General features: G+C 55.9%; 1 protein-coding gene. It reads right to left on the bottom strand.

Going from position 1 to position 562, the window contains the following annotated elements:
* On the bottom strand, positions 1-562 hold a 562-nt coding region (locus E6J58_02535), incomplete at both ends, for an RHS repeat-associated core domain-containing protein (protein ID TMB41750.1).

Raw genomic sequence — 562 nt, 5'->3', positions numbered from 1 at the left:
CTGGCGCCTCCCATGGGTCTGCGTCCGGCGGGCAAGGCTTGCAACCGCCGGTCGCGGCGTCTCGGCCGGGGTTCGTCGGTTCCCATTTCCATGGATCGGGCGGATGAGAAGGAACGGGAGAGTTGGTCGGCTTCGGACCGAGAGTGGTGTCTAATTGTCGCTGAACCCAGTCTTCAATGTGCGGCTCAATGGCACTTCCAACCTTCCATCCAAAATAGAAGGCATACGCGACAGCAGCCCACGGTGGAACCACAACACCGCCAGAGTACAGTCCCGTTGGATCATTGAAGTTTATTGGGTCATTACCTACGAATGAGAAAAGATTCGTCTCCCCGCCCGCGAAACCAATGGGATCGATCGTCGTCCATCTGCCCGTCGTCGGATCGTAGTCCCTTGCACTGAATCGACTCAAAGTTGTATCGGTATCGCGATGTCCTCCTCCGAACCCAAATGGTTGAAACATCGGTGCGGAATCTGCCAGGATATTTCCAAATTCATCATACGTAATCAGCTCAGCGACGGACCCGTCCTGCGCGACAACCTCTCTAACTGAACCGACCTG

The sequence above is a fragment of the Deltaproteobacteria bacterium genome, assembly GCA_005879535.1.
Taxonomy (GTDB): Bacteria; Myxococcota; Myxococcia; order Myxococcales; family 40CM-4-68-19; genus 40CM-4-68-19.
The sequence above is the reverse complement of the archived record's forward strand: the minus strand, read 5'-3'. Positions and strand labels throughout refer to the sequence as shown.